Source organism: Moorena sp. SIOASIH (assembly GCF_010671925.1).
Taxonomy (GTDB): Bacteria; Cyanobacteriota; Cyanobacteriia; order Cyanobacteriales; family Coleofasciculaceae; genus Moorena.
In genome coordinates this window covers 448,795-471,038 of the sequence record NZ_JAAHIH010000001.1, presented here as the reverse complement: position 1 = coordinate 471,038, position 22,244 = coordinate 448,795, and the positions used below count along the sequence as shown (strand labels likewise).

Below are 22,244 nucleotides of genomic sequence, written 5' to 3'. Positions count from 1 at the left end.
CAGTAATACACATTTTTTTTATGTTAATTAGTCAACATAGTTCCATTTTACTTACAGGTGGAACTGGTTCCTTTGGTAAAAAATTTGTAGAAACTATCTTGCAACGCTTTCCCAACATCAAGCGTTTAGTCATTTACTCCCGTGATGAGCTAAAACAGTTTGAAATGGCTCAAAAGTTTTCACCCAATCAATATTCGGGACTGCGATATTTTATTGGTGATGTGCGAGATGGACAACGTCTAGCCCGTGCTTGCGAGGGAGTAGATAGTATTGTTCATGCTGCTGCTCTTAAGCAAGTACCTACAGCAGAATATAATCCAATGGAATGTATTCGTACCAATGTGTTGGGTGCAGAAAATGTGATCCAAGCTGCCTTGGATACTGGAGTTAAACGGGTTATTGCCCTCTCAACGGATAAAGCTGCTGCTCCCATCAATCTTTATGGGGCAACCAAGCTTTGCTCCGATAAGCTATTTATTGCAGCTAACAATATTAGGGGTACAAGGAATTTGTCTTTTAGCGTTGTGCGCTATGGTAATGTGATGGGGTCTAGGGGATCGGTGATTCCCTTTTTTATGAATAAGCGTCATGACGGTGTATTGCCCATCACCGATCCTCGCATGACTCGCTTCAATATCTCTTTGGCAGAAGGGGTAAAAATGGTACTCTGGGCAATGGAACATGGCCAGGGAGGAGAAATTTTTGTACCCCGTATTCCTTCCTATAACATTACAGATTTAGCTAAAGCCATTGGCCCTGAGTGCGATCATCCTGTGGTGGGAATTCGACCAGGGGAGAAAATTCATGAGGAAATGATTACCACCTCTGATTCCTTTACTACTGTTGACCTTGGTTCTTACTATGCTATTTTGCCTACTAAGGCAAAGTATACTATTGAAGAGTATTGTGAGAGGACTGGAGCCACCCGAGTCGAGCCCGGATTTAGCTACAACTCTGGTAGTAATGATCGGTTTTTAAGTATTGACGAAATTCGGCAGTTGATTGTGGAACATGTAGACTCAAGTTTTAGGGTTTAAGGTAAGCATTCAGCTAAGTAGTCGGACAAAAGTAAAATTAACTGTTGAAATAGGGAGCAGGGAGCAGGGAGTAGGGAGCAGGGAGTAGAGGGACTTTTGCCAAGTTTACACAAGTTAATACAGTGAGGTTTATTTTTGTCGAGGTACTTATCAGCCGTCAGCTTAACATAAGGCATTACTGAGGGGTGGAATGAATAAGAGTGGGGTAAGCATCCTGCCCGCCCGAAAATATCCGCTGCGCTTTCCGTTGGCGAATTAAATTCTCCACGGGTCGCACCGCCAGGAACAGCCAAGATGCCCGTTCCACAAAACTCTTAAAATAATTCCATTATTAACCAACGTCGTTTTTATACTGCTCCCTGCTCCCTGCTCCCTACTCCCTACTCCCTACTCCCTACTCCCTGTTCCCATCAATCCTATATTGACATCTCAAATGAAAAAGCAATATATTCCCTACGGTCGTCAAACTATTAGTCAACAGGATATTGATGCTGTAGTTGAGGTTTTGCAATCCGATTGGCTGACTCAGGGACCAGCGATCGCTAAATTTGAGCAGTGTGTGGCGGATTATTGCGGGGCAACCTATGCTGTCGCTGTGTCTAGTGCTACGGCGGCTTTGCACATTGCTTGTTTAGCTGCTGGATTGGGCAAAGGGGATACACTGTGGACCTCCCCCAATACGTTTGTGGCATCTGCTAATTGTGGACGATATTGCAGGGCAAGGGTTGATTTTGTTGATATTAATCCTAGGACTTATAACCTTAGTGTAGAGGAGTTAGAGCGCAAATTAATTTGGGCAGAGCAACAAGGCTGTTTGCCAAAATTAGTAATTCCAGTTCATTTTGCTGGTCAGTCCTGTGAGATGAAATCGATTGCCGCTTTAGCTCAAAAGTACGGTTTTAGGGTGCTTGAAGATGCTTCCCACGCTATTGGTGGACGATATCAAGGACAGCCGGTTGGCTTAGGTCAGTTTTCTGATTTAACAGTGTTTAGCTTTCATCCCGTGAAGATTATCACCACTGGTGAGGGGGGTATGGTGCTAACGAATCAGGCAGATTTATACGAAAAACTAATCCGACTACGTACTCATGGTATTACCCGCAAGCCAGAGTTGATGAAAGGGGAATCTGATGATCCTTGGTATTATCAGCAGTTAGAGTTAGGGTTTAATTATCGCATTACAGATATCCAAGCAGCGTTGGGTGTTAGTCAAATGCAGCGCTTAGACGAGTTTGTTGAGCGGCGCAGGTTTTTAGCTGAGCGATACAATCAGTTGTTGTCAGACTTGCCTTTAATTTTGCCTTGGCAACATCCTGATACAAATTCAAGTTGGCATTTATATGTGATTCGGCTGAAGATAGATAAGATTAATAAGACTCATCGTCAGGTATTTGAGGAACTTCGCAGTTTAGGAATTGGTGTTAATTTACATTATATTCCGGTGCATACCCAGCCTTATTATCAAGAATTAGGTTTTGGTTGGGGTGATTGTCCTGAAGCAGAGAAGTATTACCGAGAAGCAATCAGTATTCCCTTACATTATGGATTAACTGAACAAGAGCAAGACAGGATTGTTACTTCTTTGAGCAAAATATTACAGCAATTTTAATAGGATTCATCTCATTTTTACTGATTTACTAAAAATATTAATCCAATCATAAAAAACATTGTCAAGTATGGCACATCTAAATTAATCACTACAATTTAAAAATTAGGATGATTATGCAAATAATATAAAAATAATTTGTTTATCTGTATTTGATAGAAATTTTAAGCCAGCATCATTTTTTTATTGTTTGGAGATGTCTATTTAATGGAATTAGATATGAATCGCTTGGCATTGGGGACAGTTCAATTTGGTATTCCTTACGGTGTAGCCAACTCACGAGGACAAGTGAGTATAGAGACGGCAACCGAAATTTTAAAGTATGCTTGGTCAGAGGGTGTCAATACACTAGATACAGCGATCGCTTACGGTGATAGTGAGCAGCGTCTTGGTAATATTGGTGTGGAGTCTTGGCAAGTCATCTCTAAACTTCCTAAGATTCCATCCGGAACTAATGACATACTAAACTGGGTGAAACAAGGCGTTTATGCTTCCCTAGAACGCCTTAAAATTTCCCAGCTATATGGTTTGTTACTGCATTGCCCTCAACAGTTATTAAATCCTGAAGGGGATATGCTTTACATTGCCCTGAACTGGCTTAAAGAAAATAATTTAGTTTGTAAGATCGGTATATCTATTTATGATCCTAATGAACTAGAAGAACTCTTCTCTCGATTTCAATTTGATTTAATTCAATCTCCCTTCAATGTCTTAGATCGTCGGTTAGAAAAATCTGGGTGGTTATCTCGTCTGAAAGAAATTGGGATTGAAGTTCACGTTCGGTCGGTTTTTTTACAAGGATTACTGCTAATGAATACTTCCGCACGACCTGGCTACTTTAATCCTTGGCAGCAACTTTGGGAGCAATGGGAAGAATGGTTAGCTGAGAATAATTTAACACCATTACAGGCTTGTTTAGGTTCTGTGCTTTCCAATTCTGAAATTGATCGTATTGTAGTAGGGGTTGATAGCGTATCACACTTACAAGAAATTTGTACTGTATTAAAAAATAGTCTAAGTGTAAGCCCTGAGGATTTATATTCTGATGACATTAATCTAATTAATCCTTCTATTTGGAAAATTTAAATGAAAATTTCTGCTATTCTGCAAGCTCGAATGAACTCGGCAAGATTGCCCGGAAAAATTTTAGCTCCCCTAGTCGGATTTCCTGTTCTTAAGATAATTCATAAGCGCATTCAAGATGCACAAGTAAATTCATTATGGTTAGCAACAAGTTCCACTATAGAAGATAACTTGACAGACTATTGGGGACATAGTTTGGGATTAGAAGTGTATCGGGGTCATATCGAAGACGTACTTTCACGCTTCACAACAATTATCCGAAAAGAACAACCTGATTGGGTTGTGCGCTTAACAGCGGATAATCCATTTGTTGATGCAGAAATTATAAATAGGCTGATTGATATAGCAAGAGTTGCACCAAGATCGGTTGGATACATTTACAGTGGTGAAAACAAAACTTTTCCTTTGGGATATGTACCAGAAATTGTCAGATCTGAATGCTTATTGAAAGCTGAAACTGAAATACCTAATCAAGAATTTTATCATCGATCTCATGTCACAAGTTGGGTAAAACAAAATACAGATTTAGCTACATTAGAAGTTTCTCCACATTGCAAAAATAGATCTCAGTGGCGATGGACAATTGATACCCATGAAGATTATCAAATGGCTAGAAAAGCATTTGATTTATTCGGTGAAAAATGGTCAACTATCAGCTATGAAAAAATGGTCAACATACTTGATAGTCATCCCGAAGTTACAGAGATCAATAGACATGTTAGACAAAAAAGACTTGAAGAAGGTTGAAATAAAATGAAAAGTAATCTTGGACTACTTAATGGGCTTTGTATTGGGGTAACAGGAGGTGGTGGTCACTTAGGTCGTACAATGGCTCTTCGACTAGCTGAAGAGGGGGCTAAGATTATGATCTGTGGACGAACAAAATCTAAACTTAAAGCAGTAAAAGATTTAGCTGAACATCGGGGTATGGTGGATCAAGTTGCATTTCAAGTGACTGATGTAACCTCTCCTGAAAGTTTAACTAATACACTCAACTGGATGTTGGAAAATTGGGGTAGAGTAGATGGTTGGGTCAACAATGCTGCTGCTCCTTCACAGTCACTTTTATTAAATTTAGAGCCAGATAAGATTGCTTATACCCTAAAAAGTTGTCTTGAATCGGTAATTATTGCCACTGACATGGTGGCAAAAGTTATGGTTAATTCTAAATCAAAAGGTTCTATCGTAAATATTTCATCAATGTATGGAATAGTATCACCCGATCCTAAAACTTATACTAATCATTTAGAATTTCATAATCCGCCTACTTATGGAGCAGCTAAAGCAGGAATTATTCAGTTCAGTCGTTATGCTGCGTGTCATTTAGCTCCTGATAATATTCGTGTAAATACTGTCTCCCCTGGAGCTTTTCCCAATGAACAAATACAACAAGGTAGAGACTTTATTGAAGAACTAGAAAAAAGAATCCCACTAGGTCGAATTGGTTCTCCCGAAGAAGTTGCTGAACCTGTTATTTTTCTTCTGTCAGATCGGTCTAGCTATATTACAGGTCATAATCTTGTTGTAGATGGTGGTTGGACGGCTTGGTGATTACATTTTAAGGGCTCTCCTAGGGTGGTTATGATAAATTTTTATAAAATAATCGCCATAGCCCTTACTAAGTAATGTTTTGAGTAAACTAAAAATACATTTTCATTAAAATTGCATTTTTAAATCACTCAAATCATTACTGGTTAAACACTATAGCGCTTATTTGATCAGAATTTATCATAGCCACTCTAGGAGAGCCCTAATCATTTACTATAATCAGTCTAGGAGAGCAATTTTAAGTAGTATGCTAAAGAGCCAAAATTTACTATTCCGTGCTGATGCTAGTACTAAAATCGGCACTGGTCATCTAATGCGCTGTCTGGCTCTAGCCCAAGCTTGGCAAGACTATGAAGGACAGGCGGTATTTGTCATGGCTACATCAGTACCAGCAATAGAGAAGCGTCTGCAATCAGAGGGAATAAACGTTATTCACATATCAGTAGTTGAAGGAAGTACTGAAGATGCCACAGAAACAGTAAACATAGCTCAAAACTTTGATGCTGAATGGGTAGTAGTAGATGGTTATAACTTCGGGGCTGACTATCAACGAATAATCCAAGATGCAGGGCTAAAGTTACTTTTTATTGATGACTATGGCCATGCAGAACACTACTGGGCGGACCTAGTGTTGAATCAAAATGTGTATGCCCATCAGGGACTGTATCCTAAACGGGAATCCTACACCCAGCTGCTACTAGGTACCCAATATACACTCCTGAGGAAGGAATTCTGGCCTTGGCAAGGCTGGCAAAGGCAGATCCCGACAGTGGCACGGAAGGTGCTGGTTACCTTGGGGGGAGCAGACCCCGATAACGTGACCCTGAAGGTGATTCAGGCATTACAGCAGGTAAAGGTTGAAGGACTCGAAGCAGTGGTAGTGGTTGGGGGGAGTAATCCCCATTATGAGCAATTACAGGCAGCAGTGCATGATTCGGGGGCAGCAATTACGCTCAAGTATAATGTGAGGAATATGCCTGAGTTGATGGCTTGGGCTGATGTGGGCATTAGTGGGGGAGGTAGCACTACTTGGGAAATGGCTTTTATGGGAACGCCAAATCTTGTTATTACCTTGATGGATAGTCAAAAAATGAGTGTTAAAAATCTACACAGCATACAAGTATGTATAGATTTGGGTTGGCATGAAGATGTTTCTAGAGTCCAAATAGCAGAATCACTTAAACAGTTAATAGTGACAAGTAATTTAAGAGGAACCCTGATTGAAAATGGACACAGTTTAATAGATGGTAAAGGGTCAAGTAGAGTAGTTTACAGGATAATCAATGTCAATCAATAGCCTAAAGTAGTGTTAAATGTCATAAGTAACTTGTGGAGGAAAAAAAAATGACTGCTGAAATTTGGAACATCTGGAATGAATCTGGAGGGCCGAAATACCCACACGAAAAAGTAATTCAGTTTTGTTTTCGTCGATTTTATCCAGAAATAAGGTCTGAGACTAAGGTTTTGGATCTGGGATGTGGCAGTGGTGTGCATTGCATTTTTCTCGCGAGGGAAGGTTTTCAAGTTACAGGCACTGATATATCAGAGATAGGTGTTGCTAATACAAAGGAAAAATTAAGTACCTTAGGATTAAAAGCAGATATTTATGTTGAAGCTGCTGACCTCTTAAACTTTGCTCCAAGTACATTTGATTGCGTCATTTGTATAGGTGTCTATGACAGTGCGGGATATGCTGTAGCAAAAAATTCTATCCCAAGAGTTTCAGAAATCCTGAAAAAAGGAGGATGTGGTTTCTTTCTCTTTGCTAGTGACAGAGACTTTCGGATCAAGGGAGAGAATCCTCTTGGACTACATGGCTATTCTCAAAGCGAGGTTGAGGAAATGTTTGGCAATACATTTTCAAAAGTTTATATAGATCGCTATATTACCACTTATCAAAATAGAACAATAGAAGAAAACGATTGGCTGATTACGGTAGAGAAATAATTATGTCATATTCTCATTCTTTCCAAGAAGACATTGCCTTCCTTGATCAACATTACTCAAGCTTATTGAAGGAGCATGGAGATACACCCCAAGCATCTCAATGGATGGACAAAAAAACGCAAGAACTTCGCCTGGATATTTTAACTCAGATCGACAATTTATCCTCAATGAAAGTTCTTGATTTTGGCTGTGGTACTGGACACCTATTAACCTTTTTAAAAGCTAAACTAGAGTTTACAGGTGAATATGTCGGCTACGATCTTTCGGGGGAGATAATTGCCACAGCTCAAAATAAGTTTCCAGGAATCAGATTTCAACAGCGAGATATACTGGCGGATGGTATACCTGAAAACTTTGATTTTATTTTAATAAGCGGTGTGTTTAATAATCGAACTAGTAATAATTGGGAGCTCATGAAGTCCCTGTTAAAGTGTTTGTTTAAGCATACTCGTAAGGGAATAGCCTTTAATGCACTTTCCACTTATGTAGACTATTTTGAACCCGAGCTGTTTTATATTGAACCGGAGAAAGTATTTAAATTTTGCAAAGAAGAACTCTCTCCCTGTGTTACTCTCAGGCATGATTATTTGGTAAAACAAAATATTGTGCCCTTTGAATTTACAATCTATGTATACAAAAATCCATTTTGCCCAGAAAAGCTTAGTATAAATGCTGCGAACTAACAATTGGTTAGATTGTGTAATGAATAGATAGCTGTTGTTCAGTAAGCAACTCTAGCCTCTCATGTCTCTCTGCCTTTTTTGCATAAATCTCTCCGCTACTCGTTCTCACATACTTCGATCAATCAGGTAGATTTCAATGTCTAAACGATGTGCGATTATGCAGCCCACTTACTTGCCATGGGCTGGGTATTTTAACTTAATCAGTCAAGTGGATATATTTGTTTTTCTAGACGACGTTCAATATGTGAGGAGATATTGGCACAGCAGAAATCGTATTCTCGTTGGTGATGGAGATCCACGCTTCATAACAGTACCCGTCCATAGCCAACAAACTCAAACATTGAACACTATCAAAATTGATGATAGCCAAAAGTGGCGAGATAAACACATTAAAACACTCAGTCATGCCTACGCCAAACATCCTTTCAAGGATGAAGCTTTCAGCGTAGTGTTTGACACAATTAAAGATTTATCGATTAGATATTTATCTGAGTTGAATATTAAATTAATCCTCGATTTATCTCGCCAACTTAATCTTTGTCCTGACTTTGTAAAAGCAAGTGATATAAGTGTTTATGGAAAAAGATCAAAGTATCTTCTAGCACTATGTGAAAATTTAGGTTGTGATGAGTATCTTAGCCCATTAGGTGCATCTGGATACTTAGAAGAAGATGCAGTATTTAATAATTCAAATGTAACTCTTTTATTTCAAAACTTTACTACTCAACCTTATCCCCAACAAGGTAATTCAAGCTTTATAAGTCATTTGTCAATTTTTGATGTTGTAGCTAATCTGGGATGGCAAAATGCTTGCCATTATGTATGTTAGTTATGAATTAGTTTGCTGATAACTTTTTTTTTAATAGTCAGAGCATGATTCAAAGCATGATTGAAATTGAATTCAATATCAGCAATAGATAGACAGGGTGATCTCATTCCCCTTTTATCGTTGCCAAAATGTCCGGCAACCACAATCAGTCTGTAAGAAGTAATTTTGGAAATCATAGTAAAAAAACATCATCAGTAAGGAGGTTGATTTGGTTGCTTACTTAGTGGTTGATCGAGGGATGTAAAACCATGAGACAAACATCTGCTAAACTCGCCATCCATGTTGATGGCGGCACCACGATTGGGTTGGGTCATGCCACACGGGGGATTGGCTTGGCTGAAGCCTGCAAATCCTTGGGATTTACAGTAGTGATGTTCTTGATTGACCCAGCCTCAGGGCTAAAGGATTTTCTCTCCAACCGGAGGCAAGAGGTAGATACAGGTCTGTAAGGCTACTCTGTTAGGAGTGTTAGACGCTGCCCAATCAATAGGAGCATCTGCATTAGTGATTGATAGCTATCGCTTTGATGGAGCGGCATTGGGATTGCTCCAAAATCAAGGTTTACTAATCATTTGCTTTGAGGATCAAGCTAACCGTGCTTTACCTGTGGATGTGGTAATCAACGGCTCGCCTGCTGGTCCTAGCCTCACCTACGACGTGCGACCAGATACACGCCTATTGTTAGATGTGGCCTACCAGGTGGTACGTCCTGAGTTTTGGCACCATGTGCCCCCTGACTATGACACCCCAGTGCGATCGCTTTTTGTCAGCATTGGCGGGTCAGATTTACTGGGGATCTTTGACCCATTAATTAAGGTTTTGGATCACCATGCCACTTCATTGCTAGTTGATGTTACAATCAATTTTGTAGTTGGGCATTTTGGTACTGTCGATGATAGTCCCTTGGCGGCTAACCTCCGAATCCACCACAGTCCTAAGGATATGCGATCGCTCATGGTGAAGGCAGATTTGGCAATTAGTGCAGGCGGCCAAACCCTCTATGAACTAGCTCGCTGTGCCACTCCTACCATTGCCTTGTGCGTAGGTGCAGACCAAATTCCCAATCTAACCGCTTTGGAACATCGAGGGTGTATAGTAAACATCGGTTGGGCCAGTCAACCCAATTGGTTAGATCAGTTATACCAAGTGCTGCAACAGTTATTGGTAAATCCCAATCAGCGGGCGGTATTGGGTAAGGCTAGTAGTAACCTAATCGATGGTAAAGGAGCAAGCCGGATTGCTCAAGTGATTCAGTCGTTAATCCAAAACTAAGTCATGAAAAAACTCGTGGTTTTTGATGATGAAACCCCCGACCTCTGAAAAAAAAATTTCCAGAGCCATTTCTAATTAAAATGATTTTCAAATTTCATGATTGAACCGTTTTACATTGGTGATCACCCCATTGGTATCGGGCATCCAACTTATATCATTGCCGAGATTGGTACTAACCATAACCAAAACCTTCAGCAAGCCCTCGATATGATGTCCTTAGCCGCAGAAGCAGGGGCAGATGCCGTTAAGTTTCAATCCATTCAGTTTGATGATTTGTATCTTGAAAAACTCGAATCCTCTGAGTTTCGGGAATGGTTTCGGCAAATTGAACTTGATGAATCTTGGTATCCCAAACTTGCTGACCATGCCAAAACCTTAGGCGTTGATTTTTTATCTTCCCCCACTTACCCAAGAGCCATCGACTTACTTGAAGCTGTGGGTGTCCCAGCCTATAAGATTGCCTCACCACAAGCCCAGGGCAATTTAGCAGTCGTGGCTAAAGCGGCAAAAACAGGTAAGGCTCTAATTATATCCATTGGCTACTGTGAGTATGGCGATATGGCACGGGTGGCGCGCTTGTGCGAAGACCTCAGCAATCGCTCGATTGTTTTGTTGCACTGCGTTTCTAAGTATCCAACGTTACCCACAGATGCTAATTTACGATTCATTCAAACCCTGGCAGCCATGACCGATTTGCCTACGGGCTATTCTGATCATACCTTGGGGATTCACATGCCCTTGGCGGCCATTGCTCTTGGTGCTTGTGTCCTAGAAAAACACGTTACACTAGACCGCAATTCAGAAGGTCCTGATCATCGGTTTGCGGTTACCTTTCCAGAGTTCAAAACCATGGTGCAGTCGATTCGAGACATTGAGGTAGGACTTGGTACGGGTACCCGGCTTAGTCTTTTGCCCGAAGAGCTCACCTACCGCAAAAATGTTGAGCTAAAAGCGATCACCAAAATACCGATTGCAGCGGGTAGCCCCCTGACACAAAAGAATGTGCGTTTTTTGAGATCTAGTCAGGTGGGTATTTCTATTGATCATGAATCACTATTGATGCAGGCTCAAGCTAAAGTTAATATTGAACCTGATAGCTTAATTCGGTGGTCGATGCTTACTATTCATGACTGAGCCATGCGCGAACAATGCCCAACAATGTATTGGATTGATTGTACACTATGACAGGTAAGAAAGTACTCATCATCAATCTAGGGTGGGAGCAAGAGCCTCTCATTGAAAAATTAATCACTCAAGGACATCAAGTCATTGGCATTCACTATGATGATTCCTATAACCATGACTTAGATATTTGTCATGTCGAAATAATTGACTTGCGTGATGTAGAAAAAATTCTTTCATTTGCCAAACAGATACAACCAGATGGAGTTATCTCTGATCAGTGTGATTATTCCTACTTTGCTACTGCAATGATTGCAGAGGTTTTAAGCTTACCAGGAGCCAATCTTGAAGTTGCTCAAATTGCCACCAACAAACTTATTCAGCGGCAGAAAGCCCTGGAACTGGGTGTATTACAGCCCAAGTTTCGGTGCTGCACCTGCTTAAAGGATGTGCAGCAGTTCATTGCTGATATTGGATTTCCAATCATCTTGAAACCTGTTGATAATCGGGGCAGTTTTGGAGTAAACCGTGTTGACTGTATTGAAAATTTGGCAGAGGCTTACTACGATGCCTTGATCAATTCTCACTCTCGCCTTATTTTGGCGGAACAGTTTATTCACGGAACTCATATCACAGTTGATGGTTATTGTTTCCCCATCAGCGGTCATCGGTCGTTAGGATTAGCGACCAAAGGCATGGTTGGGGGCAATCGTCAAGTTGCTGTTGATATTCGATATCCTGGTGAGTTGCCAGAGGAGCTCTATAACTATGCTTTAGAAAACAATAATGATGTTGTTCGTAAGTTGGGATATTCCTTTGGCATGACCCACGCCGAATATATGCTAACATCTAATGGAGATGCTTATCTCATCGAAATTGCTAACCGAGGAGGGGGATGTTATACCTCGAATAAAATTGTTCCAGCTGTTAGTGGCATTGATATCACTGATCAACTTATTGCTGATAGTCTCGATATCCATCTTGATTATTATCAAGTAAAGCAAATTCCTGATCGTCATTCAGCATACTTAAAATTCTTTGTGTTTAAGCCTGGTAAGATCCAGAAAATTCTAGGCATTAATGAAGTTATTCAGTTGCCAAATATAGAGGTTTTACGACTTCGAATGAAAGATGGAGATGAAGTTCACAAAACTACAACTGATGCTGATAGACATGGCTTTTTTATTGCTAAAGGAAAAACCCTTAAAGAGAGCATCGATACTGCCGAACATGCCATGAGTTTATTAAGTGTTCAATATAGCTAAGCCTCCATTGAGCCTCATCTGACGACAGCTAACAGGAGCCAATGTATGGACACAGAAAAAATTAAGCAGATTGAGCAGGAAACTGTTACTCGTTACTCTCAGAGGTTTGCAACCCTGGGCGAATCTCACAGAACTTTAGGTTGGGGAAGTAGAGAACAGCAAGTTTATCGCTTTGACAGAGTATTAGATTGCGTAAATTTAACCAATCGAGTAGTCCTTGATGTTGGCTGCGGTTTTGGCGACTTTTTAGAATATATCAATAAGCAAAATATTCCTATTCGCAAATATATAGGAATAGATATTAATTCAGATTTCATTGATTTAGCTTCTAAGAAGTTCCCATCTGCCCAATTTATGAACCATAGTCATTTTGATTTAAATAGTCAGCAATTTTGTGGTGACGTGACCATCATGCTAGGACTGCTCAACTTTAAACAATCTGTACTAGATAACTGGTCTTATGCTAGAAAAATGATTGCTCAAGCCTTTGAACTCACCAATGAAGTATTATTAGTAGATTTTCTAAGTTCTTGGTTAACTCCTGATTATCCGAAAGAAGATTTTGTTTACTATTACGATCCAGCCCAGGCTCTGAACTTAGCTTTAGAAATGACACCTTATGTTTCGCTAAAGCATGACTATCTTCCTATTCCACAACAAGAATTTATGCTAATTTTATGGAAACAGCCATGAAAATCCTAGATTTCAATATTCATCTTCCACCCCACCCCAACCTTCTCCATGAAGTTAATACTACTGCTTACGATACATTTAGCAGTTTGTCCAATATTAAAGGCATGCTAAGCTCTTTGAACGTGAGTGGTGGAAACTTAATGATTCTCGACACTGAGTTCTTAACTAGAGGATTTTCAGAGCAACTACTGCAGGATATTAAAGCCACTAATCTCAAATGTACAGTCATGATTGATCCTCGCCATGCCGATGCTTTTGATTTAGTAGATAAGGCGGCTTCCCTAGGTATTTCTGGTATAAAATTTCATCCATACTTGCTAAACCTGGCAGATCATGATTTTCTAAGGGCTGTCGCTGTTGCTAACCATGCTGGAAAACTGGGTCTTTGGACTGCAGTATGTTGTAGCTATGGTACCTTAAAAATGTACGCCGTTAGTGGAGTTCGTTTATTAATAGCCCTTGCTGAGGTAATTAAAACCCCAATTATTGCTCTTCACACTGGTGGAAAACTTGCTTTAGATGTTATGGTAATTGCCCTCGACACATCTAATGTTTTTTTAGATACATCGTTCTCAATACCCTATTGGATTGGTAGTAGCGTAGAACAAGATATAGCGTTTGCTATTCGCAAGGTTGGTGCTAAAAGATGTTTGTTTGGCTCAGATCATCCCTACATGGATCTATCAAATTCGATACAACAAACCCTTGATTTTCTCAAGAAGTACCAATTTTCAGATATGGAGATTGAGCAAATTTTTTATAAAACCACAGAGGAGCTTTTCTATAATTGTCATAATTAACCTTATAGGCTTGATTTTATGGTACAAATTACTCATAAAGTAATCGAGACAATTCGCAAAAACAGAATCTCAACATCTGAGGTCTCTGACTGTTTGGGTAAGACAGGTGCTATTCGAGGAATTACTCCCTTGAACCCCGGACATTTTAGTGTAGGCGCTGTCGAGTTTGTTTATGCTTACAATCAGAGCAACTGGGAACTCCACGAACAATTGCGCAATCCTGACCCTGGCAAGATTGTTGTTGTTGAAGCGATCAATTGTGAGGATTATGGAGTCTTTGGTTCCCTAGTTTCCAAGTTTTTGCTGCTATATCGTCAAGTACAAGGTATCGTTGTCAATGGTCTAGTGCGTGATGCTCATACACTCCGAAAAGAAAACTACCCAATTTGGTCGAAGGGTGTTACACCCTTAGGGTGTTTTAATGTCAAAAACTCTGAACCACCTCCGAAAGATATTCTAAATAGATTGCACGGGATTTATGACGGGTCTATCGCTGTTTGTGATGATAGTGGCGTGGTGATTATTCCAAAAGAGCACATTAACGAAAAATTAATTGAAAAGCTTCACTGGATTGAGTTGCAGGAGGATGCTTGGTTCCATGGAATTGATACTGACGGCTTTGATACCTATGAAACTGTTTGCTTAAAGCGCTATTTGGACGAAGGCAGCGTCTTTAATAAGTACGAACGCTTAAAACCTAGTGATAGTTAAAAGGCATTCTGGACGATTTGAACCGAGATTAGCTATTCTCACTATACCGCTTTATTTTGGTAGCCATGACACAAAATCGCACGATCTTGGTCGTCGCCGCGCATCCTGATGATGAAGTGTTGGGCTGCGGTGCTACCATAGCCCAACACGTTCAAAAAGGTAATACTGTTAATATCCTCATCCTCGCCGAAGGTGCTACTAGCCGAGCCTCCAATCGCGATCGCTCACAATGGAAATCTCAACTTTCGGCATTAGCTGTAGCTGCTCATAAGGCCAGTGACATTTTAGGCGCAGCCTCTGTCACCCTCGATAATTTTGCCGATAATCGCATGGATGGTTATGAACTGTTGGATGTGATTAAGGTGGTTGAACAAGCCATTGACCAACATCAGCCAGAGATCGTTTATACCCACCATAGCGGTGATGTCAACATTGATCACCGCCGCATTCATGAAGCCGTGATTACCGCCTGTCGTCCTGTGCCTGGACACCCAGTCAAGTCACTCCTATTTTTTGAAATACCTTCCAGTACCGAATGGCAACCCCCTGGCTCTGCCCCCATCTTTGCACCTAACTGGTTTGTGGATGTAACTGAAACCCTCAACCTAAAGCTCAAAGCCCTGGAAGCCTATCAGTCTGAAATGCGTCCCTGGCCTCATCCCCGTTCATTACAAGCCGTTGAACATTTAGCCCGTTGGCGGGGAGCAAGCGTAGGGGTTGAAGCGGCTGAAGCCTTTATTTTAGGAAGACAGTTAGTGATGTGAGTCTTTATATTGCCGAGGATATGCAAGCGGGGGATATCTTAACCCCAAAGAATTTGAGAGCAATTAGACCGGGGTCTGGATTGCCTACTAAATATTATGATGTTCTCTTGGGTAAATCCGTGAAAGCTGATGTGAAGAAGGGAACTCCAGTCAGTTGGGAAATGGTCATGTCTGGAGACAAATAGGTAAGACAGTTGGAAACCCACATTCAAGACTTCTGACGTATATAGCGTTTTACATACAGCGGTTTGCAATTCAGTTAGGTACAAAGTTCTGGGTTTTTAGGGAGCTCGGAGCTCGGAGCTCGGAGCTCGGAGCTCGGAAGAGGGAAGAAGGAAAACAATCCTGTGTACCTGATAGTTATGCAAACCGCCGTAGTCAAAAAATTTCCCTCTTTATAATTATCTATAACGATTTTTTTATTTAATTTTTCTCTGATCAATGTTTTTTATTCAGATTTTTATCCGGATATATAGCAGTTTTTAGCCTAATGAGGTACACAGAATTTCTTACCTATCCCATAAAAACAGGTAATCTGTACCTCACCAAGTTTAAAAACGCTATATAATGGTTCATGCCAGAAGCTAAAACCAGAATAATCCAAATATTTAAAATAAATTTATAACAGGCTATTCATAGCATCATAGCATAAAAAAGTTAGAGGTTGTCTGAAAAATATCATTTGCTACATTCAAGCCCCCTAAATACCCCAATTTTGGGGGACTTTTACCAAAAAATAGATTCTTGTTCCCCCCAGAATTGGGGGGCTAGGGGGGCAAAATTCAGTATCAAAAAACTTTTCAGATATCCTCTTACTATATTTAGAGTACCATATCCCTGACTATTATGGCTCTTCCGTACTTGTTATGCTAAATTAACACTTTGGTGAAGGGAGCAGGGAGCAGGGACTGAGGCCGTTGGCCACGCTACGCGAACGGAGCAGTGGAAAGAGGCAGTATGCGCGAAATTATTGTTAATTAAATAGCCTCATAACCCTTGTAGAGTAAGGTTTCTGATTTTTTTAACCTGAAATGAGCCCATAGCAGGTACGGAAGAACCCATAATCCTTGCCCTATATCACATTTTGGCTTAATTTTTATTGCCCTTACTCTGGATTAAGTTATCAGCCAATAAATTTATGATCATAACCATAATTTTTGCAGAAGCTGATCAGATTTTGTTTGAGAGCGTTATCAATTTTACTAAAATCTTCAGGTGTCAATTGAGGCTTGGGTTTAGTAAATTTTTTATAGCTGTTATTGATGCTGGTGTTGAGCACAAAATTTTCCATAAGATCAGGGGATAAATCGGCAATATTTTTTTGACTTATAAATTTTTTAATATCTTCAAGACAATCTTATACTTTGACGACTTGATCAGGTTTTTGAAGCTCAATAATTTTATTCAACCCTAGGAAATAGGCAATAGCCTTATCTAAAGGATGACTAAATTGATTGATATCAAAATCAAGTTGCCTCAGGATATAGTTTCTTCTGAAGTTTAACGATCGTTCAACTTCATTTTCTAACAGGATTGATGGTAGAGCATCTTGAGGATTTCTAACATAGAGAATTAAATAGTTAAACTTAACGTAGTAAGAGGAACTGTTATCTCCCCAAGGAGCATTAAGGTCTTTCACAGCCATTAACCAGCTTGATACACCATCTTGACCAAGTTTTTCATGACCAATATCAAATCCTAATTGTCTAAATAGGTTACTCATAAATCCTGAACCACATCTGGGATGACCAGTGATCAGAAATAGTTTTTCTTTAACCAATCCCCATTCTAAAAATATATCCCTTGCATTATAAATATTTCTATCACAGTAATAATTAGACTTATATTTTTTTTAATCTAACTTTTGTAAAGACTTTAAAGCTTCTTTGTCCAGCCTTATATCCGTCTTAATTATTTTTGCAAAGCTCGAATAGTAATTTTGATTTGGAATCCTCCGGTGAAGCCCTCTTGTTGAGTAATTTAGCCAATAGTCAACAATACTTCCAATATCAAGGGCGATCCCTCCTAAATTTTTGATACTATTGCAGTATATTTTACCTAAAAAACCCGCAGCCACTAAAAATACCTCTCCTGGATAGGAGATAGTAAGTTCCGAACAAATTTGCTCAAAGTAGTAAGGATAATGAGGGTGATTTTGCTGGTCTCTGTAATTAAATCGTTGCGCATATGTATATTCTGAAGGTATCTGATATAACCGTTTAACCGTGACTCCGTATTTTTCTCGAAGAACTTGACTAATACCCTCATGACAAGAAATCACTGAACATTCCTTTAAGTGATTGAAAATTAATCGATAAAGTCCCCAGACTTCAAGGTCTTGGTGAATATAACACGAGGTCAGGGTTTTATTGCTCAATCGATAACTCTCCTGTTCCTGATAAAAGTTTGGGTCAATTAGGGTATTAATTATGGCGGTAATACCTCTACTCCCTCGTGCACTATATTTTTCTAACAACTGTTTTTCTAATGACTCTGAGCGTAATAATAGATGAAACCTATAGAACTCTGGAATTCCTAATATATCTGCATTTTTGATAGCTGATATCAAGTCATCACTAAGTTTTTTAAAGTCATTTTTACTTAGGTTAACATCCCCCCACCAACTTTGTTTAGCTAGGTCACGATCTCTGTTTTGAAACTCTTTTAAAGTTTCGTCATACTCTAGAAAACTTCCTTCTCCATCCCCTAATCGAATCAATGATAAAGGTATTTTATTTTTAATGTGATTTAAAATTTTAACACTAAGCTCATAGGCTTCAAAGGGGGAGCTGTAAGTATTTAAATATGAACGTTGGCAACTGTTTGATAAATAGTTTATTTTTTTGTAAATCTTTCTTAAAGATTGATTATTACTGTCAAATTCTGAATGATTGCTTAGATAAGCATTGAGTCGATTATGTAATGATTTATTAGCTTCATATATCCAACTATCTAATGGTATTTTTGGATAAACATTGCTGAGTTTTTCCAAATTAGTAATTTTTTCTAATTCAAATATACAAGAAATTTTAATTTTATAAACTTTTATTGAATGACCAGACTCCTTGACGATTAATTCAGTTAAAAATTGACAGGCATCTTGATAATATCCGTGACTAACTAATAATTGGCAATAGTCGTCAATAAACGTCTGATCAAACTGGTCTTGAGTTACTCGAGTCTCCTGAAAATATTGCTTTAGTTCATGTATATTCTGACTACGGATCAGAAACTTTATGTAACTTTTGTTAAATCGGTCAGATAGTTTCGAGCTAGTTTTCTGTTTGATTGTCTCTAGTATTCGTTGTGTTACTGTCAATTCCCCTAGGTGTAAAGAGTTGTTAGCCATCTCAAGTTGAATCTCGATATTCTCCGGATAGTCTAGATTGGCTTGTTCCAGGATTTTTTGAGCATCTTGATAGTTATATTGTCTTTGGTGTATTTTTGCTTCAGCAATAGCAAAGTTGGGGTCTTGGGGGAATCGTAATTTTCCATCTTTAATAACCTTTTGGGCTTGCTCAAACAATCGACTTTTCGATAGCACAGTGATTTGATAAAATAGAAACTGAGATTCATTTGGAAAAAGGCGGATCGCTAAATCAAGTCTTTCAAACGCCAACTCCCACTGCAGAGAAGTCATCGCGACCAGAGCCAAACCTTCATATCCGTGGGGCTTATCAGGATATTTTTGTGAAACTTCCTGAAATACTGCCTCAGCCTGATCTAATCTTCTTAGCCCTATCAATGTATGCCCTTTGCTAATCCAAGCCGGAATGTGATCTGGGAATAAATCCAGTAATTTATCCCATTTTTCTAGTGCCAACTGCCACTGTTGGGAATCCATTGCCTGACGAGCCAAAACTTCGTACTTATTCATGAAATTACCTCACAATTGATTAGTAAATTGTTATCCCGCTTTTCTAGGGATGTTGATAGGGAATAGGAAATAGGGAAAGAGAGAAGAGTGTGGGGAGATGGAAAGATGGGGAGATGGGGAGATGGGGAGATGGGGAGATGGGGAGATGGGGAGACCGGCTTTTGCACAAGTGGATCGATCTGAAATTTATAGCGTTTCTCCTACTTATGAGGTACATTCAATTTTATTACCCTACTCCCTACTCCCTAAAACCCAGAACGAAAGTACCTCACCCCATTAAAAACCACTATAGTTACTATCGAGTTATATTACCTGTTCCCTGTTCCCAGATCCGCTGTTCCCTGCCCTGACAAAATGTTAAATTAATTTGGCACAGGTACTTAGTTAACTAATTCAGCAGCTTTTTGGCAGTTAGCCATCCCTTCTGCTTGATTTCCCTTCTGAAGCTGGATTTTGCCAAGAGTACTATAAATCAAGGGATTTTCAGGCTGTGACTGAAGGGCTTGCTGACAAACAGTGATTGCCTCATCCAACCGCTCTTCCTGGTAGAGCAGGGTCGATAAATGTCGGTAGAAGTAATAATTGTCCGGAGCTAACTCAAGCGCTTTTCTATAGCTAGCGATCGCACCATCAATGTCCTCTTGCTGACGCTGAGCATTACCCACCATGAAATAGGCATGAGGGTTGTCGGGCTGGGATTTAATCACCTCCTGACAAGCAGTAATAGTTTCTTCTAAAGGGACAGTGTAACCAGAGGTTTGCACCACTGCTTTCTCTGTTTCCTCCAGTGTCAATCCCGCTGCTTGGATCAAATTCCGGTAAAGTTCTGCAGCGGTAGCCAGTAGCTGAGTGTCGTTGCTGTGGTCATGATCTCGATTGGAATTTTGTGGCGGTAAAGAAACCATATCCTTCTGATTCACTAACCTAGTTTCATAGAATCTCTGTGCAGCTGGGATAGAGAGGGATATGGATCCTTTAACTTGGGAGCATAGGTGATTAATCCCTTGCTCCAATTGGCTGAGATACTCTTCTTGAGGAAGGTCGAAGCAGAGTAAGGGAAACGGTGATTGGCGGAAGGTGTCTAGGATGATGCGATTGTAGTGAATCCAGAGAGTTAAACTATCCCGTAGGGGAAATCCTGACCGGTGATACAGGGACATCGCCACTCTCATGGGATGGCGGAAGGTACCAATGAAGTTTAAGTTGGGGATGCCTTCACGCCAAAAGGGAAGGGTGAGTACCGTGCGCGGATCTTTAAACATCCAGACCGGCACATAGTAGTAAAAGTCAGCAATGATGGCATCCCGTTGTTGTTGATGTTCCTCGGTCCAGCTGATGGGATCTGGCGGATTTTTCCAACTGCCACCGGCTTCAGCCAAGATAGCATCGTTCAATGCCATAATATTCCGGTTTTCCCGACAACCTTTGAGATTATCACCATTACACCGGTCTACTTTACCGCCATACAACCCAGCCGCTTGTAAAGAGCCTGCTAAACAGCTAGTACCGCTGCGATGCATTCCTAAAACACAGATAACTGACATAATTAGGTCGTTCCGATTAATTTAATCCTATCGATAGCAAAGGGAACTTCGGAGCAGGGAGTAGGGAGTAGGGAGTAGGGAGTAGGGAGATGGGGAGATGGGGAGATGGGGAGATGGGGAGATGGGGAGATGGGGAGATCTCATAAGGGTAGGTTTTTAACAAAGACTTGAGTTTGGGGTGTGGGGTGTGGGGTGACCGGGTGTGTGGTTAAGAGAAGCGATGCAGCGCGGTCTTGGGGAGGCAGCCCGGTCTTGGGGGTTCCCCCCACTCGCGCTTTGCATCAAGACAATGTACCTAATTTATCGTTAAAAATCATTATTTCTTCGTTGTTTTCCTTTTCCTCTCCCTCTGGGTCGTCCCATGTTTGACCCTTATGTAAAAAACCTACACTTGTGAGGTAGGGAGTCGGGAGTCGGGAGTCGGGAGTCGGGGTAAGGCAAGTGAAACTAGTTCATGTAGGGTGGGCAGTGCATCAGACCGATTACTTTGGTTGCCAATCCCGTTGGTAGGCACTGCCCACCAAACGATTAATCTCTTACTTTAAGGCAGAAGCCAGAAGGCAGAAGGCTAGTTCATGTAGGGTGGGCAGTGCATCAGACCGATTACTTTGGTTGCCAATCCCGTTGGTAGGCACTGCCCACCAAACGATTAATCTCTTACTTTAAGGCAGAAGCCAGAAGGCAGAAGGCAGAAGGGAACGGAGTTGGAGCTAGTTTTTAAGAAGTCCAGTGATTTGACAAGCGATGCAGCGCCGACCTGCGGGGGTTTCCCCCACTCGCGCTTTGCATGGCTGACAATGATTTAGGATTGCTATAGCGCATCAGCTGATAGCTGATAGCTGATAGCTGATAGCTGATAGCTGATAGCTTACCTTAATTTGAGTCATAGTTTTGCAGTAATCTCTAGGATTATATCTTAATATAATAACCGGTAATTGTTGATAAAATTTTAGTAAATTATATTCCTTATGCACTAAATTTACCCTAAATTTAATGATGGAAAAACAAACCCTTATTGCTCTTGGATTTCAGGAGTTGATGACAGTCAAGCTCAGGACAAAAAAAACGGATTTTTTTGATAAAGATTGAGTCAATTATCTCTCCTCTGAAGGAAAATGACCAATGATATCATGTCAGGATATAGCAATCCTATCTGATTCGTGAAATAAATAGGCTGCTTTAAGGCAGAAGGCAGAAGGCAGAAGGCAGATGATACCGGAGTTGGAGCTAGTTTTTAAGAAGTCCAGTGATTTGACAAGCGATGCAGCGCCGACCTGCGGGGGTTTCCCCCACTCGCGCTTTGCATGGCTGACAATGATTTAGGATTGCTATAATTACCCTTAATAAAAATCTGCCCCATCTCCCCATCTCCCCATCTCCCCATCTCCCCATCTCCCCATCTCCCCATCTCCCCATCTCCCCATCTCCCCATCTCCCCATCTCCCCACACTTACATTCTTTGT

General features: G+C 40.4%; 25 protein-coding genes. 19 read left to right on the top strand and 6 right to left on the bottom strand.

Features of this window, described 5'->3' with window-relative positions; translation table 11 throughout:
• The first annotated feature begins 20 nt into the window (after positions 1–20).
• Positions 21–1,037: a UDP-N-acetylglucosamine 4,6-dehydratase (inverting) gene (gene pseB / locus F6J90_RS02095; RefSeq protein ID WP_293090874.1), complete on the top strand. Its 1,017-nt coding sequence runs from the start codon at positions 21–23 to the stop codon at positions 1,035–1,037.
• On the opposite strand, the gene F6J90_RS02090 is transcribed toward pseB, so the two are convergent.
• Positions 1,034–1,330 (bottom strand): hypothetical protein, encoded by a 297-nt coding sequence (locus tag F6J90_RS02090; protein WP_293090873.1) that lies wholly within the window; start codon positions 1,328–1,330, stop codon positions 1,034–1,036. The genes pseB and F6J90_RS02090 overlap by 4 nt on opposite strands.
• Before the next feature lie 140 nt (positions 1,331–1,470).
• Between F6J90_RS02090 and pseC the strand changes: the two genes are divergently transcribed.
• The 17 genes from pseC to F6J90_RS02005 all read left to right on the top strand — a co-directional run bounded on the left by pseC (position 1,471) and on the right by F6J90_RS02005 (position 15,545).
• Positions 1,471–2,646, top strand: coding sequence for a UDP-4-amino-4,6-dideoxy-N-acetyl-beta-L-altrosamine transaminase (pseC, locus tag F6J90_RS02085; RefSeq protein WP_293090872.1), 1,176 nt, complete (start codon positions 1,471–1,473; stop codon positions 2,644–2,646).
• A 204-nt stretch (positions 2,647–2,850) separates the two neighbouring features.
• The gene (locus F6J90_RS02080) at positions 2,851–3,729 is read left to right on the top strand and encodes an aldo/keto reductase (RefSeq protein WP_293090871.1); all 879 of its coding nucleotides are present in this window, start codon (positions 2,851–2,853) and stop codon (positions 3,727–3,729) included.
• A complete protein-coding gene (locus tag F6J90_RS02075) occupies positions 3,730–4,473 on the top strand; it encodes an NTP transferase domain-containing protein (RefSeq protein ID WP_293090870.1) in 744 nt (247 codons plus the stop codon).
• 6 nt (positions 4,474–4,479) lie between these two features.
• Positions 4,480–5,277, top strand: a complete 798-nt coding sequence (locus F6J90_RS02070) for an SDR family oxidoreductase (RefSeq protein WP_293090869.1) — start codon at positions 4,480–4,482, stop codon at positions 5,275–5,277.
• 244 nt (positions 5,278–5,521) lie between these two features.
• Positions 5,522–6,571, top strand: coding sequence for a UDP-2,4-diacetamido-2,4,6-trideoxy-beta-L-altropyranose hydrolase (gene pseG / locus F6J90_RS02065; protein WP_293090868.1), 1,050 nt, complete (start codon positions 5,522–5,524; stop codon positions 6,569–6,571).
• A 47-nt stretch (positions 6,572–6,618) separates the two neighbouring features.
• Positions 6,619–7,221 carry a class I SAM-dependent methyltransferase gene (locus F6J90_RS02060; RefSeq protein ID WP_293090867.1) on the top strand — a complete coding sequence of 201 codons (603 nt, stop codon included), beginning with the start codon at positions 6,619–6,621 and terminating at the stop codon, positions 7,219–7,221.
• Positions 7,197–7,904: a class I SAM-dependent methyltransferase gene (locus F6J90_RS02055; RefSeq protein WP_293090866.1), complete on the top strand. Its 708-nt coding sequence runs from the start codon at positions 7,197–7,199 to the stop codon at positions 7,902–7,904. Before F6J90_RS02060 ends, F6J90_RS02055 begins: the two co-directional genes overlap by 25 nt.
• A gap of 136 nt (positions 7,905–8,040) precedes the next feature.
• Complete coding sequence (locus tag F6J90_RS02050) at positions 8,041–8,733, top strand: WbqC family protein (RefSeq protein ID WP_293090865.1); 693 nt, start codon at positions 8,041–8,043, stop codon at positions 8,731–8,733.
• A gap of 248 nt (positions 8,734–8,981) precedes the next feature.
• The gene (locus F6J90_RS02045; RefSeq protein ID WP_293090864.1) at positions 8,982–9,182 is read left to right on the top strand and encodes a hypothetical protein; all 201 of its coding nucleotides are present in this window, start codon (positions 8,982–8,984) and stop codon (positions 9,180–9,182) included.
• Between the two features lie 16 nt (positions 9,183–9,198).
• Positions 9,199–10,005, top strand: coding sequence for a glycosyltransferase (locus F6J90_RS02040; RefSeq protein WP_293090863.1), 807 nt, complete (start codon positions 9,199–9,201; stop codon positions 10,003–10,005).
• 96 nt (positions 10,006–10,101) lie between these two features.
• The gene (locus F6J90_RS02035; RefSeq protein WP_293090862.1) at positions 10,102–11,139 is read left to right on the top strand and encodes an N-acetylneuraminate synthase family protein; all 1,038 of its coding nucleotides are present in this window, start codon (positions 10,102–10,104) and stop codon (positions 11,137–11,139) included.
• A gap of 47 nt (positions 11,140–11,186) precedes the next feature.
• A complete protein-coding gene (locus tag F6J90_RS02030) occupies positions 11,187–12,392 on the top strand; it encodes an ATP-grasp domain-containing protein (RefSeq protein WP_293090861.1) in 1,206 nt (401 codons plus the stop codon).
• A gap of 45 nt (positions 12,393–12,437) precedes the next feature.
• A complete protein-coding gene (locus F6J90_RS02025) occupies positions 12,438–13,085 on the top strand; it encodes a class I SAM-dependent methyltransferase (protein WP_293090860.1) in 648 nt (215 codons plus the stop codon).
• The gene (locus F6J90_RS02020) at positions 13,082–13,885 is read left to right on the top strand and encodes an amidohydrolase family protein (protein ID WP_293090859.1); all 804 of its coding nucleotides are present in this window, start codon (positions 13,082–13,084) and stop codon (positions 13,883–13,885) included. Before F6J90_RS02025 ends, F6J90_RS02020 begins: the two co-directional genes overlap by 4 nt.
• Before the next feature lie 18 nt (positions 13,886–13,903).
• Entirely contained in the window at positions 13,904–14,596 is a 693-nt protein-coding gene (locus F6J90_RS02015) for an RraA family protein (RefSeq protein ID WP_293090858.1), read from the top strand.
• A 65-nt stretch (positions 14,597–14,661) separates the two neighbouring features.
• The gene (locus F6J90_RS02010) at positions 14,662–15,360 is read left to right on the top strand and encodes a PIG-L deacetylase family protein (protein ID WP_293090857.1); all 699 of its coding nucleotides are present in this window, start codon (positions 14,662–14,664) and stop codon (positions 15,358–15,360) included.
• Positions 15,357–15,545 carry an SAF domain-containing protein gene (locus F6J90_RS02005; RefSeq protein ID WP_293090856.1) on the top strand — a complete coding sequence of 63 codons (189 nt, stop codon included), beginning with the start codon at positions 15,357–15,359 and terminating at the stop codon, positions 15,543–15,545. Before F6J90_RS02010 ends, F6J90_RS02005 begins: the two co-directional genes overlap by 4 nt.
• Before the next feature lie 1,172 nt (positions 15,546–16,717).
• Here the strand turns inward: F6J90_RS02005 and F6J90_RS02000 are convergent.
• Entirely contained in the window at positions 16,718–17,140 is a 423-nt protein-coding gene (locus tag F6J90_RS02000; RefSeq protein ID WP_293090855.1) for a hypothetical protein, read from the bottom strand.
• 72 nt (positions 17,141–17,212) lie between these two features.
• Positions 17,213–19,237, bottom strand: coding sequence for a tetratricopeptide repeat protein (locus F6J90_RS01995; RefSeq protein ID WP_293090854.1), 2,025 nt, complete (start codon positions 19,235–19,237; stop codon positions 17,213–17,215).
• An 89-nt stretch (positions 19,238–19,326) separates the two neighbouring features.
• Between F6J90_RS01995 and F6J90_RS01990 the strand changes: the two genes are divergently transcribed.
• Positions 19,327–19,587 carry a hypothetical protein gene (locus F6J90_RS01990; protein WP_293090853.1) on the top strand — a complete coding sequence of 87 codons (261 nt, stop codon included), beginning with the start codon at positions 19,327–19,329 and terminating at the stop codon, positions 19,585–19,587.
• 30 nt (positions 19,588–19,617) lie between these two features.
• On the opposite strand, the gene F6J90_RS01985 is transcribed toward F6J90_RS01990, so the two are convergent.
• The 3 genes from F6J90_RS01985 to F6J90_RS01975 form a co-directional block, all read right to left on the bottom strand.
• Complete coding sequence (locus F6J90_RS01985) at positions 19,618–20,781, bottom strand: tetratricopeptide repeat protein (RefSeq protein WP_293090852.1); 1,164 nt, start codon at positions 20,779–20,781, stop codon at positions 19,618–19,620.
• A 385-nt stretch (positions 20,782–21,166) separates the two neighbouring features.
• Positions 21,167–21,295, bottom strand: coding sequence for a hypothetical protein (locus F6J90_RS01980; protein ID WP_293090851.1), 129 nt, complete (start codon positions 21,293–21,295; stop codon positions 21,167–21,169).
• Between the two features lie 713 nt (positions 21,296–22,008).
• Positions 22,009–22,197: a hypothetical protein gene (locus F6J90_RS01975; protein ID WP_293090850.1), complete on the bottom strand. Its 189-nt coding sequence runs from the start codon at positions 22,195–22,197 to the stop codon at positions 22,009–22,011.
• Positions 22,198–22,244: the final 47 nt, after the last annotated feature.